6 protein-coding genes are annotated in these 15,740 nt (G+C 39.7%); all 6 read left to right on the forward strand.

The genetic code is table 11. The annotated features are described in order from the left end of the window. Nucleotides 1-17 precede the first annotated feature (17 nt). The 6 genes from murI (at nucleotide 18) to QKW49_RS16240 (ending at nucleotide 15,738) form a co-directional block, all read left to right on the forward strand. Nucleotides 18-827, forward strand: coding sequence for a glutamate racemase (gene murI / locus QKW49_RS16215; protein WP_282863706.1), 810 nt, complete (start codon nucleotides 18-20; stop codon nucleotides 825-827). A 273-nt stretch (nucleotides 828-1,100) separates the two neighbouring features. Continuing rightward, on the forward strand, nucleotides 1,101-1,565 hold the full coding sequence (locus QKW49_RS16220; RefSeq protein WP_282863707.1) for a DUF1934 domain-containing protein: 465 nt from the start codon (nucleotides 1,101-1,103) through the stop codon (nucleotides 1,563-1,565). Further along, nucleotides 1,528-3,222: an arginine--tRNA ligase gene (argS, locus tag QKW49_RS16225; protein ID WP_282863708.1), complete on the forward strand. Its 1,695-nt coding sequence runs from the start codon at nucleotides 1,528-1,530 to the stop codon at nucleotides 3,220-3,222. Before QKW49_RS16220 ends, argS begins: the two co-directional genes overlap by 38 nt. A 225-nt stretch (nucleotides 3,223-3,447) precedes the next feature. Then, a complete protein-coding gene (locus tag QKW49_RS16230; protein WP_282863709.1) occupies nucleotides 3,448-5,172 on the forward strand; it encodes an S-layer homology domain-containing protein in 1,725 nt (574 codons plus the stop codon). Between the two features lie 135 nt (nucleotides 5,173-5,307). Further along, nucleotides 5,308-9,144 carry an Ig-like domain-containing protein gene (locus QKW49_RS16235; RefSeq protein ID WP_282863710.1) on the forward strand — a complete coding sequence of 1,279 codons (3,837 nt, stop codon included), beginning with the start codon at nucleotides 5,308-5,310 and terminating at the stop codon, nucleotides 9,142-9,144. A gap of 12 nt (nucleotides 9,145-9,156) precedes the next feature. Next, a complete protein-coding gene (locus tag QKW49_RS16240) occupies nucleotides 9,157-15,738 on the forward strand; it encodes an IPT/TIG domain-containing protein (RefSeq protein WP_282863711.1) in 6,582 nt (2,193 codons plus the stop codon). The last annotated feature ends 2 nt before the right edge of the window (nucleotides 15,739-15,740 follow it).

Below are 15,740 nucleotides of genomic sequence, written 5' to 3' on the forward strand. Positions count from 1 at the left end.
TAAGTTGGGGGTTATTTATGGATAATCGGCCTATCGGAGTTTTTGACTCAGGGCTGGGAGGGCTGACATCAGTGAAAGAACTTATGCGCCGGCTCCCTCAGGAAAGTATCGTTTATTTTGGGGATACAGGCAGAGTTCCATACGGTACTCGTTCGGATGAGACCATTACAAAATATGTTTTTCAAGATATCCGATTTTTATTGAATTTTGATATTAAACTTATTATAATAGCATGTGGTACCGCAAGTTCAGTAGCATTGGAAAAAGTTCAACAAGCATTTAATATACCTATTATTGGCGTAGTGTATCCTGCTGCTTCTCAAGCAGTGAATATCAGCACAACCGGAAAAATAGGAATCATAGGTACGCCAGGAACCATTAACAGCGGTTCATATATCCGAATCATTAAAGAGTTAGCGCCGGATGCAAAGACTTTCTCCAAAGCCTGCCCGTTATTTGTACCTTTGGTTGAAAACGGATATACTATGAATGAGGTGGCGCGGTTGGTTGCACAGGAATATCTCGGGCCGCTTAAAGATAAATGTGTGGATACTTTGATTATGGGATGTACACATTATCCGTTACTGAAAAACACAATCGAGGGCATCATGGGAAAAGAAGTGAGGCTCATTGATCCGGGAGCAGAAACTGCAAAGTATGTAAAGCAGCTTTTAATTGATAAAAATATGCTGGGACAATCCGGCATTGTACCCACGTATAAATATTTTGTTAGTGACTGTATAGAGAACTTTAGCCGGCTGGGCAGTTTGTTTTTAGAAAAAGAAATTACACAGTCCGTAGAAAAAATCGATATAGAGAAATATTAGAATAGTTCACGGTTCACAGTTCACGGTTCACAGTACCGTGATCGTAGTAAGATCTATGAATGAGAATAAGATATTGTAAAAAAGAGTAAATGCACATGTGTGTGCACAATTCTTGCTATCATAATAAGAGGATCTATGGACTAGGTAAAAGGTGTTGCACAATATAGCAAGTTATAGCAGTTTACTCGGGTTCACAATTTCACAGTATAATAAACGGATTCTGTGAACTGTGAACCGTGAACTGTGAACTATTTCACAAACGAGGGATGAAGCATGAATAAAAACGTTATTATTTCGGTGAAGGGTACTCAGCACCTTGAAGATGATACAGACAGCATAGAGTTGGTTACACAAGGTAAATATTATAAAAAAGGAAGCAACTATTTCGTCAGCTATAAGGAAACGGAGATGACAGGGATGGAGGGGACAACCACTACCCTGAAAATTGGAGACGGAAAAGTTACTCTCATGCGGTTCGGACAGAACAACTCACAATTAATCTTTGAAAAAGGACAGAAACATGTATCTTATTATGAAACATCTTACGGGACATTTGCAGTAGGGGTCTTCTCCCATAATGTAGATATCAATATTAATGATAGTGGGGGAGAGGTAGCGGTAGATTATATTTTACAAATTGATAATATACAGACAGGGGAAAACGATTTTTACTTAAAGATAAGGGAGGCAAATTTGACAAATGACCAATTTAGTAGAAACAGCGAAAAGCCAAATTAAACAAGCGGTAGTGAGTGCAGTGGGACAAGCTACTGCGGCCGGTGAACTGCCTGAGGTACATATTGGGGAAATGGTGATTGAGGTACCGCGTGACAAACAGCATGGGGATTTTGCTACCAATGTAGCAATGCAGATCACAAGGCAAGCTAAAAAGGCACCTCGTATGATTGCAGATATTCTTGTCAACAATATGGAGTTCAAGGACACTTTGATTGAAAAGGTAGAGGTTGCGGGACCGGGATTTATTAATTTTTATTTCAAGAAAGATTGGCTTTATCAAGTTATTTCTGCTATTGACAAGGAAGGAACCGGCTACGGCAAGATCAATATTGGGAATGGGCAAAAAGTCATGGTGGAATTTGTAAGCGCCAATCCTACCGGTCCTATGCATATGGGAAACGCCCGTGGAGGAGCGTTGGGTGATTGTCTTGCCAGTGTGCTGGATTGGGCAGGTTATGATGTAACCCGTGAATTCTATATTAATGATGCCGGAAACCAGATCGAAAAGTTCGGCAAATCCCTTGAGGCCAGATATATACAACTGCTCAAGGGAGAAGATGCGTTTGTGTTTCCGGAAGATGGATACCATGGTGAAGACATTAAGGATCATATGAAAGATTTTATTGCTCTTGAAGGAGATAAATACCTTGGTATAGATTCGGAAGAAAGAAAAACAGCATTCGTTGAATTTGCGTTGAAAAAGAATATTGATAATCTAAAAGCGGATCTCAAATTGTATGGTATCGAATATGATGTATGGTTCCATGAGAGTGAGCTATACGAAAATAACGAAGTGCAGGAAACGGTAGATTATCTGGTGGAAAACGGATATGCCTATGAGAAGGAAGATGCCGTCTGGTTTAAAGCATCAGAGTTTGGGGCGGAAAAAGATGAGGTGCTGGTTAGAAATAACGGTATTCCAACTTATTTCGCAGCGGATATCGCTTATCATAGAAACAAGTTTGTCAAGAGAGGCTTTGACAGGGTCATTGATATATGGGGCGCAGACCATCATGGACACGTAGCAAGAATGAAAGGCGCCATGAAGGCTGTAGGATGTGACCCCGACAAGCTGGATATCATCATTATGCAGTTGGTAAGGCTTCTTAGAAATGGAGAAGTTGCCAGAATGTCCAAAAGGACGGGAAGGTCAATTACGCTAAGAGATCTGTTGGAAGAGACCAGTATAGATGCGGCAAGATTTTTCTTCAATATGAGACAGGCCGGCAGCCATTTGGACTTCGATATTGACCTGTCGGTAGAACAAAGCAATGACAATCCGGTTTTCTATGTACAGTATGCGCATGCAAGGATTTGCAGTATTATTAAACTGCTTGAAGAAGATGGAGTGAACATAAAACCGGCAGATCAGGTGGATGTATCGCTGCTGGTTGCGCCGGAAGAATTGGAGTTGCTGAAGAAGCTTGCAGAATTACCCGAAGAAATAAAGAGTGCGGCTTTAACAATGGAACCCAGCCGTATGACAAGATATGTCATGGACCTTGCAGGATTATTCCATTCTTTCTATAATGCTTGCAGGGTAAAAGTAGAGGATCAAGCGCTGATGATGGCAAGGTTAAAGCTTGTTGATAGTGTTAGAATAGTTGTTAAGAATGTACTTGATATGCTTGGAATTAATGCGCCGGAGAAGATGTAAAAAATAAGCTGCTGTTTGCTCGAAACACAGCCTCGATAACGATGAAATAAATAATAACATGATTACCCAAAAAGACCGATATAGAATATGTCGGTTTTTTTGTATGCCGTTTAATAATATTTAACATTACATTTCTTTTACATAGAAGGATTTGGCAGGATTTATGTAGAATTATGAAGAAAATAGGAATATTTTAATTATTTACATCAGGAAAGGATGCACACAGTGAAAAGATATAAACGTAATGATTACTCTAAAAACATATGGTTTGGTGCCATATTGGCACTTATCCTATTTATCTTCAACCTTATGCCTGTGTATGCGCAGGAAATATCACAAAATAGCTATACCGGAACAGAGGATGCCCGGGCTACTATTAAAAATATACAGTTTTATGATGTGGAAGCCCAAGGTAAAAACTATTGGGGGAGAGATGCGATCTATGAAATGGCGGCACTTTCCATCATAAAAGGACGTGGCGAAGGTCGATTCGACTTAAAAGCACCTATCACCAAAGTACAAGCGTTAGCGTTGATTTATCGTGCCATTGGGAAGGAGTCGCAAGCATCCCAGGCTGCTAACATGATTGAGCTTGAAAGTCAGCAGAGCGGACAATCCATCAATGATGCGGAAGCCTGGGCAAACGGATATCTTGTTTTGGCGGCAGAAGACGGATTGATTACCTCTGAACAACTACATAATGCTTTATATGATGATCCATCTATGTTGGACCCTGTAAAACAGTTTGTGAAAACAGCTCCGGCTCAAAGACAGGAAATCGCAGAATGGATGGGAAAAGCACTTAAACTGACAGCCGATTATGATGTAGGAAAAGCAGTATTAGACAGCTATATCGATAAAGACCGGATTGAGTCTTCCAGAATTCCTTACATCGCGTTGGTTGTGAAAGAAAAATTAATGACAGGCCATGACGGTTATCTGAATCCAACACAGGGGATTTCCAGAGAAGAGATGGCACAGGTATTAAAGAATGCCCAAAGATTTATTCTGAAATATCAAGGCTTGATAGAACGGTCAGGAGTTATTATAAGTGTAAAGGAAATCCCCGATCCGTTGTTGGAGGGCAACAACAAGATAATACTTGCCATAGAAGACCCCGAGGGAAGTATTTATGAAATTCTCATTGATAAAAACAGCCCAAATAATATAGAGCCATCCCAAGGCCAATTCGAAAGATTCACAAAAGAAATCGTTACACTGGGAAAAGGGAATCCAAGTGATAGCAGCAATTTGAAAGAAGGAGATAAAATAAGTTGTCTAATAGATAAAAATAGGCAAGTAAGATTTGTGAAAGTAGTGGGAGCACAAGCGGAAGTACGCAAAGACGATGTGGGTAGCTTAACAGTTGCAGGTATTTATAAAGCTTCTATATATGTATATGATCCGTATAAGCACAAACTGATTGTCAAAGATTTAAAAAAATGGGGCCAAGGAAAGTGGATTGACGCGGGAAAGCAGCAATACACGGAAATACCTGTGGAAGATGATACCGGCGTATATAGAGATATACAAAAGATAACTATTGGGGACATCAATACATATTATACCGATCATGAAGTCTATATGGCAATGATATTACAGCCTAACCATAATGAGAAGGCCGTATTATTGAATATTCAAAAACCGGAAAATATCGAACAAATATACGAAGGCACGGTATACTCGATAGATCAAGATGCCTCCGTCATAGACTTAAAAGAAAGAGTTTATAGGGTTAGTGAAAGTTCAATTATTTTAGAAAATGGCAAAATGCTTGGAAACCGTGAGTTAGCCAATGATGATAAAGTATATGTAGTATCTACAATACTGAGCGACTTAGGTGAATTTGCGGCCAATATTATTGAAATTCATAATACGAATGAAGATACGCTGACAGAGAAGAAAGAAAATGACCAAAGCAATAATCAGGAACAAGAAAATAAGGAATGATGGAATAATAATACCCGATTGAAAATCAGGAAATTATTATTTTATCATTCCTGAGTAAGGAAATTTAATGAAAATGTCGATATAACCATATGGTTATCATTTGGTAAAAACATTAACAGGAGAGATGGTGGGTACATGAAAAGACTTAAGGCATTTATAAGTATTATTTTAGTAGGGTTATTAATATGTTCCAATATAAATATCATAACCGTACAAGCAGAGGATATCGTTGAGTCTCTACCGGATTTCACCGTATCTACGGCGGTGGATGCCGATATACAAAATGGTGAAAAAGGAATAGATTATGACATAACATCTATTACAGTAACATTTAATAATGCCTTCACACCTGATGCTTCTAAATTAAAGATATATGCCTATGCAGATAGTAAAACGGAAGATACCGGCCTTTTTAATATTACTTCACAATCGGGACAAATCGTTCTTACATTAAAAAATGGTGCAACACAATTAAGAAAGCACACTCTTTACGAAATTTATATACCTCAAGGGGCTTTTGTAGATGCTTCCGATGCAGTAAATAAGAGAATAAACAGCGAGATACGCCATACTTTCGTGACCAAGTCGGAAAGTTTGTCAGATATTTTGGTTAGAACCACACCATCTCATCAACAAGTACAAGTGAATGACTATACAGACGCTATTGCCATTGAGTTTGTTGATGATATAGCCATGACCGAAGAAGTATTAAATGATATTGATCATTATATACAGATATCTACCTTAACAAAGAAAATGGGGGGGACTGAAGAGTCTCATTTAATAAAAAATGCTTATGAAGTTTCCGTTCAGGGAAAAAATCTTTTACTAAAGCCAAAAGAAGGAAAGCTAAAAGATTTTTGTGATTATACTGTGAATCTAAAGGATGATACGGTATATTTAAAAAACAGTAATAAACGCATTTATAATGGTGAACAGGCGTTCACTTTTACTACGGATGATCCGCTAATTACCGATCCTGCTAAAACAAGGATATCACCGGCAAATTATGCTGAAGGTGTTGAGATGCAGCCGGATATAGATTTTCATTTTAAATATGCTATTGCCAAAACAAGCATTGACTCCGGTAAGATTCATCTTACTTCCGCATCAGGCAGCGAAGACTTTACAGCGGATTTTAATATCCCTAATGCAGTATCCGTATACTCCGATAATAATATGACCGACAATGTACTTAGAATTAGAATTAATGATAGAAATGGAGGTATATTGGACCAGTTGCGAAAGAATACCATGTATAAGTTGACGGTGGATGCGGGGGCAGTAACCTTACAACCTGACAGCAATACATCTATTGCACTGCCTTACAAACTCGAGCTGTATTTTACTACCGGCGGAGAAGGAAATACCCCGGTGGTTGCGGCATATGCTTCTGATGCTTCTAAAACCGATAATATTACTACTTCAGGGACTACCAATCTCGATATCAACGGAACAGTCTATATCCATTTTGACAGATCGGTAAGATGGGATAAGAGAAGTGATAATACAGCACGTTTGGCTGCTATTGAATTGTACAAGCTTCCATCCATTGCTAATGATCAGGAAATAGATCCGACAACAGGCAAAGTGATAAAGGAAACCTTTTTATATAGTGCGAACGGTCAAAACAGCCACCCGGGAAATGAGAGACTGGAGATAGAAAGTGCTGAAGTAGATGCTGCAAATCCTAGTATTGTAAAAATTAAACCCAAAGCATCACTGCAAAATCTGCATCAATACAAGCTCTATATCCCAAACTATCTAATCGAAGATATAAACGGATATAACATGGAAGATAATTTGGATGTAAATTTCTGGACAAAACCGTCTGCCGATGCGGTACTTCCCAGCTTGGGAAAGACCAATATAAGGCCGGCGTCGACACCGGATAGTACCAATGTATTAAGCACTCAGGCGGATAGTCCTCTATTTGGGGTACAGCACTTTGATAATACCAATCCGATCGTGCTGTATATTGATAAAGAAGTAATACCTAAGTATACCGATACCAATCCTTTTAGCGGTATCGTACTCTCGGAATATTATGATTCCAATCAGCAAGTTAGTTTTGAGAAATATATACTGGAGAATTATTATGAAGGCAGCGTGAAAAAAACAAAAGTTTTTTTATATCCCAGTGCATCCTTGGATTATGGGAAATGCTATAAACTCAGCATATCGGATAGCGTTTTGCAGACAAGAGGAGGGAAGTATCTTCAGGCAAAAGACATGTATTTTGTTATCGAACAAAAAGGGCTGGAGATGAAAGGGATTTACAATATAACGGAAAGTACGTTTAAGACCTTGGACTTTTATAAACAGACTGCAGAGTTTACCATAAACGGTTATAATTTCAATGAAAGAATTGAGACAGTTACGTTTCAGACTTATGGGGCGGCTACAGGAATCGTTACGGTAGAAATACAACCGAAAGATATTACTTTTCTGGATACTACGAGAATACTGGTAAAAGTGAAAGGCAGCACTGCAGGCAGTCCTGCAGAAGTGCTTTCCAGAGAAGGAAGTGTGGGACAGTACACGGTTTCCATCCAATTTGATGATTCTTCCGGTATTTATGAGGATATTGAATGGACGAGCGGAACTTTAGAAGTTACACCGCGCGAACAACCGGACCAAACAATAAAACTTAAAGATCCCGGTGGGGGCACGGTATGGTATAATGAAAAAGATTTAAATACCACGACCATTGATGGCGTGGAAAGATATTTTATTAAAATTGTCTTTGAAGATACAGACGGCAGTTTGGTGTTTGATAAGTCAACCGGTCTTTCTGCGTTAAGGGATAATTCATGGGTACGTGCGGAAGGCAGTGACACATCTTTTATAGATACAGACTTTTTGAATGAAATTGCAAATTTATCAATAGACCAGCAAAGTCAGTACATAGATAATTATATCTTTAAAAAAGATACCCGAAATAGTGAAGCATCATTATACATACCTATTATTTTATTGAATTCTAAGACGACTTATGAGGTAAGAATTGCACCGGGGATTGTTTACTATTCCGGCACAACAGGCAGTGAGTATAAAAATGGTTATATTACATGGGAGTTTACCACTACTGCCATACCGGTTGTAAAGAAAGTAAGGATAGCTACCGTACCTGAGAATTATGATGAAGATATACCGATTATTATTACAGGCGATTTGTTTAATAGCGGTACAGTTACTGTCTACTTTAATGATGACATTATTGCAAGCAGTGCAAATGTAATGGAGAATACGGAAACAAACGAAAAATATCTGGAGGTGTATCTTCCGGATGGAAACAATCGTCTGGAGCCGGGCATTTATTCCATTACAGTACAAAATGATGCGGACCATCAAAGGATAGACTGCGGAACGCTAAGTGTGGTAAAAGCCGGTGAATATGTTCCAAACGAGCAATATAAAGTAAAAGGAAAAGAAAAAAAAGGAGAGATCCGGGGCGATATCAACGTTAGTGCCGATACACTGATGTTAAAGTCTAAGTATGCCGATGAAAGCTATATAGAGCTTGATTTGGATGAGATCATGGGAGAGGAAGTATTGGTACGAAAGATACAATACCGGGGAAATAAAAGAGATGTAATAGACCGGTTGGTGACGAAATCCAAATGGTGTGATATAGATATATATGGACTTACATTAGATACTTCTAAAGATGAACGCGATATTGTACTCAGTTTAGGAAGGGCAGAACCGACTGTGACACAAATGCTTATGAATAAGTTAAAAGGAACAGCTGTAAAATCGGAATTTATTCAGGTAACCGGAAAGAACTTCAAAATGAATAAATTGGTATTAAACCTGCCTTTTAATGGGACCACCGGGCAAGAGATAAAGGTACTGCGTTATGATGAGGAAACCAGGAATTTTTATGGGCAAGGCTTCACAGTAGACTTTGTAAATAAGACAGTAGAGGTAGTAAGTGAGAAAACAGGTATCTTTTTGATCGTTGAGTAGGGGAGGTAAAGTATGAAAAGTAAAGTGATAAGCCTTTTGATAGCATTGTCCATGCTGCTTGGACTGCTGCCTGTAAATGTTGTAACAGCAGCTGACGGAGACCCGGAAGTAACTATTAGTTATATGTATGATAGATTTGGTTCTCAGCCGGAGCAGACTATTTTTACCATTAATGACAATGATCCTATTTTAAATGGATGGACCATTGATACGGTATCCATATGGTATGTGGGAGGAACGAATCAAGAAGTAAAAGTAAGCCGCTATGGTCCGAGAATCAGCGGTTCTGTTGCGAATGGTGCAGCTATTGAATCAATTATTGTTTTTGATAAAAACAATAAAAATGCAAACTACGTCATTTATGAAGTTCCGTCCGGTCAGGAAGTTAAAGTCGAATCTGCAGCCGAGTCGGAATTTCAACCTAGCGGTCCTATTACTTTGATGGGAAAAAACATTGAAACCAATGCAAGAGCCAGCAAAACGATCACTGTGGGAACGGTAGAGGGGAAAGTGCAGGATATAGAGAGTGACCCTGATGATCCGGATAATGATGTAAAAATAATCCCAAAGGATGATACGCCTTTCGGGTCCGGATCAGAATCGCAAAAAATAGTATTTAAGACCACAAAAGAAGATCTGGCCGGGAGAGTTGACAATACGGGTACAAAAACAAACTATACTTTAAGCATTAACAGCACCTATGAAAATGTTGTAAGAATCATTGGAAGCCTGAATTTAAGCGGTGTAGAAATGTATCCGAACAGCGGTCAAAAAGATGACGTCATCACATTTACATCAAAAAGTATTGCAGAAGCGTATGATGTTTATTTTGTCAAGAATGTTACCGACCAGCAGGAATATAAAAAAGAGCGTATTGGTACGCCGGTAGGAAATCCGGTAAAAGAGGACCCTAATGATCCTTCATCAAATTATGTGTATTCTATTAAAGTGCCCGATCTTGGGAGCGCATCGGGAGAATATTATATTGTATTTACCAATAAGAATTCTGTTGCGCAAGGGATATCTCAAAAATACGTACTTCAAGATCCGATCACGCCATCCCAATATGCTAAGTTTACTTATGTAACGGCAGGAAACCCTAGCGTTATTGATGATTTCAACCCGAAGTCGGCTCCGGAGCAGACTCCTACTTTGGTTACCGTCAAAGGGTTTAATATTGGAAGAGTGGTTTTAGAGAACACACTCATCAATCCCGATGCAAATCCTACCATCGGTCCGGACGGAACATCGGAAATAGAGCTGGATTATACCACTGACCCTAAACTCAGCAGTTTAAAAATCGCAGGAAAAGATTACAGCGGTGCCACTGTAAAGAGATATATTACAGTATCTATTGGTGGTGATACGGTAATCAAATCCGCTAACTTTCCGGCAAGCGGACAAGAAACCATTGGCGTGCAAACACAAAAATATACATTAACACAATTGGAGAATTTAATCACCGTAAAAATAAGAACAGTGGTAACACCTGAAGTAGTAACAAGTGCGATACCGGTACTTACTTTCTATAAAGAAGTCTATAGTACGGAGCCGTTTGTGTTTGTCTCTACTACCGAAAAGCCGGAGGTATCCAGTGTAGTGCCCGAGGTAATTCCGGTAGAAGTTGACTCGGGATTGACCGGAACCTATCATATCTCACGGAATGTGGGACAAAACAATGAAGTAGAAGTGAATATCTATGGGGATAAATTTTTGGTTACCAAAAAAGATAATCAAATTGTCTATCCGAAAATCGAACTGGGACAAATCATAGTTGACCCCAATGATACACTGAATAAACCTTTAGATACGGACCCCGATAAGTTAAATAAATTTACCTTTGGGAAAGAAAATCCTAATCGAATCGTTACTTTTGAAGTATTGGATAATGAAGGCACCACCATTACAGGAGATATGAACAGAGAAATTGGCAGTCATATCAGGATGGTACTGAAGTTAAGCAATGATGAAACGAATAGGGAAAAAATAGAGGTCATTGGGAAACAGCCGATTATAATCCATAACCCGTGGAGAGGTTCTGACTCTGAATTCAACGCATATCCCTTTGCAGAAAAAGTGGAATTTAAAAATATTTCAGTAAGTGAATTTCCCAGCATATCCAGTATACAACCTTCTGTTGTTTCAACAAAGGGAGGGGATGCGGTAACCATTACCGGGACCAACTTTAAACCGGGACTCGAGGTTTATATTGATGGATTAAAGGTAACCGGTGTAAAGGTGGATAACAGTGGTGATAAAGATAAAATCACCTTTAACGCGCCCGCAAGAAGGGAAGGGATGGCAAAGGTCATTATAGTCAATCCTGCCAAGGCTTTTGCAGTAGGAAGTCTTTACTATACGGTAACTTATACCGATCCAAAGCTTATCAGTATAAGTCCCAATAGAGGTACGCAGGATGATAGCATTGTTATTCAAGGACAAAACTTTAAGCTTAAAGATGCTACAGTGGATGCTTCGCAGTATAATTCACTAGATGAGATGCTGATATATCGTTTAATTGGAACCAGGGTGTTCATTAATAATGAGGATATCAATGACTATTATAGGTCAACGGATGGGGAGATTGCTCTTTTTCAGTTTTTAGACGGAGCTGCAAATCCTCAGGGAGGCACCTTGGCACTCAAAGAGCATATTTTTTCGGTACCGGCGTCAGACTCAGATACCGATATGATTCAGCTTGGTAAGGATTTCAGGAGTATAATACTGCTTAAGAAAGATGACAGTAATCCTGTTAACAATAGATTTTATAAAATTAAAGAAAATATGGATGGAACTTTTACAATTACTGATGATAGAAATGAAGAGTATGATATTTATCTGACTGATAAGAAATTGATTGAGGCTAAAAAAGGAAATGTTACTTACAATGTACTGCAAAGTACAAAAGGGAGTATCACATTGCAGAGTAAGAGTACCGATGAGACGGTAGTGTTACAGTCATATACCCCCTATGCAACCGCTAGAATGGAAGAAGACGAAGGGGTATATTATGATAGGATAGTGGGGAACCGTGTATTTTTGATGACAACATCCCAATTGATTTTTACGGTGCCGCCAAAAACAAAAATTGGACAAGGGAAATATGACGCAGCAACCGGAGCAGAGATCTACGATGTAAAAATCATCAATCCCGATGCAAAAAGTGCGGAAAAGAAAGACAGTTTCTATTATATTTCTCCGGCGGGTATAAGACCTCAGGTAATAAGTTTTAATCCTAAAGAGGGTTCAGCCGATGGCGGGAATATGATAACCTTTACGGCACCGGAAGTTTCTGATCCTAAAGATCCTACCGGTTTTGTAGATAACAGTACCGGCAAGACACGGGTTATTATAGGAAATCAGGAGATTTCCAAAGAGAATATCTTGATATCTACCAACGGAAAACAGCTTTCAGTGGTTATTCCAAAATGTAATAAGGACTTTCAAACTTTAGGCGTAGATAAGATTATCGAGCCTATTGTTCTAATTAACCCAAATGGTGTAACATTTCATATCAATATGAACGCTCCCCTTGAAGGTGCTACAGGCTACACCTATGTACTGGTAAACAATAAGCCTAATATCGTAGAAGTGAGAGAAAACAAAGGAAATGTAGTAGGAGAAGATAAGGTATATATATTTGGTTCAGGGTTTAGGTATTTTGAGCCTTTTGAGGATGTTATCAACGTTAATGGAAAGAGAGATAACGGTGAGGCCTATACCGAGCTGAATGGCGACGGAGAATGGACCAGCCTTGGCTCAGGTGGAAATGTAGAGGACTTGAGAGACGACGGCGTGATAGATGATAAAAAAATTCTTCCTACGGTATATTTCGGAAGTAATAAAGCCGAGCTGCTCAGTTTTTCAGAAGGAACGTTGATCGTGAAAGCACCTATCGGGCAGGTGGGAACGGTAAATGTATATGTAGTCAATAATGATTTTGGAGTTTCCAATACACTTCCGTACACTTACGGTGCATCACAGCCTACCGTAACCTCCCTGGCGCCAAGTTCCGGTACAAAGTATGGTGAGACACAGGTGTTTATCGATGGGGCGGATTTTAAGAACAGTAGGGTTAGAATTTACAATGGCAGCAGTACGACTTTGCCTTCAGCAGAGACCTCATTGATGCTGGTGCGTTTCGGTGACGTTAAAGATAGAAAAATATCTAATAGTGGGATCACGGATATTAAAGATAATAATTACGGAAGTATTGTTAACGGTAAGACGACGGTCCAGACCGGCAATCTAACGGTAGACTATGATGCTACCGGGGGGGGATCTAAGCTTAAGTTTACGTTGGAAGAACAGGGAAAAACCTATACGACTGCGCAGGCTTTCGAATATGATGATGAAACTGTTTATCTGCCCCTTACTGAACTAGCTTATACCGATACAAGCACAGGGGCCCAGCAAGCGTATACCAAGAAAGAGCTGGTTAGGGTACAAGTAGATACTACCGGCGGAATCAACAGGCTGGTGGTTGAAAGAGGGTATGCACCTGTTGCTGATGCGAATGCACAAGGGGACCAAATTGTACTGAATACGCCCAATTATTATACGATTGGCAAGATACCTGTTATCGTAATCAATCCTGATGGAGGGCAGGGCACCGGCCAATTTGAGTATACCAATCCTTCCAGCCATCCGGTAATCACCAATATTACCAAATCCGGTACTGCAGGAGGTCAACAGCAAGTGAACGGAAAAGATGCGGTTGTGATTAGAATGAGCTATAAAGGAGGCAGCAGAATCACAATAACCGGACTGGATTTTAGAGCTAATGCGACAGTCTTAATCGGTACCAATACGGCAAAGATTGAGGGAGATGCAGAAGGCAGAGAAGATATACTTCCTACCCAAATTAAATTTACCATGCCGGCTGTAAGTGAAAATGCAATTGAAAATGCCGACGGAACGCCTAAGTATCATGCTGTAGTCATACAAAATGAAGATGGTGCGGCAGTTTCTTCGGCAACAGTATCCCCGCTTCCTATTTACATACAATTTGTAAAAGGCGAGACTTTTCCGGCCATTGAAAAGGTGACACCGGGATATGGTTCATCTATAGGCGGTATTGCGGTAACCATCACCGGGAAAGATTTCAGAAAAACAATGCCGGAAGACTACGGCAATAAAAAATTAGCCGTTTATTTTGGAGATGTCCAGATTAGTGAAGAGGATATAGATTGGGAAAAGTCCAATGAAACGACTATCGTAATCAATAAGATACCGGCACATGCTCCCGGAACGGTTAAAGTAAAAGTCGAAAACCCCGATTTGTCTCTATCGGATCCATCAGGAACATTTATCTATACCAGTAACCCTAAAATTGTAACTGTGGAAGATGGTAATGGTACAACGATAGAAACCATCTCGGTATTGGGAGGACAGAAAATATATATAAAAGGTTCCGGTTTTGTAGACGGGGCTAAGGTCTTTTTCAACCCTAAGCAGCCGCTGCAAAAGATCAACTCGGAAGAAGCTGCACAAGGGGAACCGATTTATATTAATGGTGTGATGTATGATCTGCAGGATGGTATTGAAGGAACCGAGCCGAAAGTGGAGAATGGAGGACAGACCATTACCGTCACAACGCCGGAAGGCATATTGGACGGAAGGGGTATTATCGTGGTAAACCCTGATAAAGGAGCCAGCGATGTATACGAAGGGGTCGCTTACTCATTGCCGGGAATAGAAGCTCCAACAGGAAAAGTATATGCCGAACTGGTGTATGACCGGTACATAAAATTAAATTGGTCGGAAGTAGAAGGTGCAAGAGAATATGAGATTTATGTAGTTCGAAATGAAAACAACAAGGAATTAATTGGGGCCACAAAACTTACGAGTTATCTATATCAGGATTTGGAACCAAGGACAACGTATCAGTTTATTATAAGAGCGGTAGGGGAATTTACGATTTCCAAACCTTCTATGGAAAGTGAGAAGATTAAAACAGGAAGAGAAGTAGGCCCTCCCGATGATGATGGAGAATTGAATGAACAGACCACCATGGAAAAGATGGGGGATACTGCGCACGTGAGTATTGGAGAGAATAATTTTGCTGCTGAATCAGTGATCGATTTAACCCGGGGAACCCTTGCGGGAAGTAAAGAAGTGGTGGTAAGCATACCGGCAGGAGTTATATCGGATTATAGGGCCGGAAACATTCAAATATTAGGCAGTGACTTCAGTATTTTATTTAACCCTAACGTTTTTAATGTTTCAAAAATACAACAAAACAGAAACAAAGACGATGCCGGTGTTAGATTTAAAATAGCGCGTTTTAGTGACAGTCCTAATACAAAAGGCGGACAGACGCTGCTGTCCTCTCAGTATATGATAGAAGCGGAGGTATATGTCGGCACCGATCGCACATCGTTAGAGAAGCTGGCGTCGCAAATAGCGATCAACCTTGATTTTGATTCCACCAAAGCGGACATGAGAAGACTTAACAATGTTACATTAAACCGCTATGACTCATCTCAGCAGAGTTGGACTCCGGTTGGATATAAGGAAGATGCGTACAATGTGTCAATAAGAGGATATGTGGACAAAGTTGGCAGATATGCGGTGATTGGAAGCAAAAATTAAAC

The organism is Petroclostridium sp. X23, assembly GCF_030013905.1.
GTDB lineage: Bacteria > Bacillota > Clostridia > SK-Y3 > SK-Y3 > X23.